This is a genomic window from Streptomyces sp. NPDC001020, assembly GCF_053599115.1.
Genome location: NZ_JBSFLQ010000103.1, coordinates 1 through 1143 on the forward strand (window position 1 = coordinate 1; position 1143 = coordinate 1143).

Annotated in this window: 1 protein-coding gene; it reads left to right on the plus strand. The window is 69.8% G+C overall.

Annotation, left to right across the window (positions count from 1 at the left end; genetic code table 11):
- A partial coding sequence (locus tag ACWDEX_RS37190) for a beta-ketoacyl synthase N-terminal-like domain-containing protein (protein WP_450469114.1) occupies nt 1-1143 on the plus strand: 1143 nt, incomplete at both ends.

Here is a 1143-nt window from a genome sequence, read left to right on the forward strand (position 1 = left end):
TTGCGTCGGGGTGAGTGTGATCTGGCGTTGGCGGTGGGGGCGACGGTGATGCCGCATCCGGGGATGTTTGTGGAGTTTTCGCGTCAGCGTGGGTTGGCGGCGGATGGGCGGTGCAAGGCGTTTGGTCGGGGTGCTGATGGGACGGTGTGGGGTGAGGGTGCGGCGTCGTTGGTGTTGGAGCGGTTGAGTGATGCGGTGCGGTGGGGTCATCCGGTGTTGGGGGTGGTGGCGGGTTCGGCGGTGAATCAGGACGGGGCGAGTAATGGGTTGACGGCGCCTAGTGGGGTGGCGCAGGAGCGGGTGATTGCGCAGGCGTTGGGTGATGCGGGGGTGCGTGCGTCGCAGGTGGATGTGGTGGAGGCGCATGGGACGGGGACGGCGTTGGGGGATCCGATCGAGGCGGGTGCGTTGGCGGCGGTGTATGGGGTGGGGCGTCGGCGTGCGTTGTTGGTGGGGTCGTTGAAGTCGAACATCGGTCATGCGCAGGCTGCTGCGGGGTTGGGCGGTGTGATCAAGATGGTGTGGGCGATGCGGGAGGGGGTGGTGCCTGCGTCGTTGTATGCGCAGGAGTTGTCTGAGCATGTGGATTGGTCGTCGGGGGTTCTTGAGGTTCCGGTGCGGTCGGTTGGGTGGCCGGATTCGGGTGGGTGTCGGCGTGCGGGTGTGTCGGCGTTCGGGATCAGTGGGACGAACGCGCATGTGATCGTGGAGGAGGCCCCGCAGGCCCGGCAGGCCCGGGAGGCGGGGGAGTCGGCGGGTGTGGTGGTGGGTGGGCGTGAGGTGGTGTCGGTCGTTGGTGGCGGCCGGGCTGCCCCGGTATCCGCCACGGAAGCCGAAGCCGCCGAGGCCGCAGAAGCCGTGGGAGCCGCGGAGGCCGCGGGGGCTCGGGAGTTTGTGTCGGGTCCGGTGGGGTGGTGTGTGTCGGGTGCGTCGGTGGAGGGGTTGCGGGCGCAGGCGGCGCGGTTGCGGGTGTTCTTGGAGGAGCGGCCGGGTCTGTCGCCGGGGCGGGTGGCGCGGTCGTTGGTGTCGACGCGGGCGTTGCTGGATCATCGTGCGGTCGTGGTGGGGCAGGACCGGGCCGAGCTCTTGGCCGGACTCGACGCCCTCGCCCGCGACGAAACCACCGACCACCTCGTCACGGGC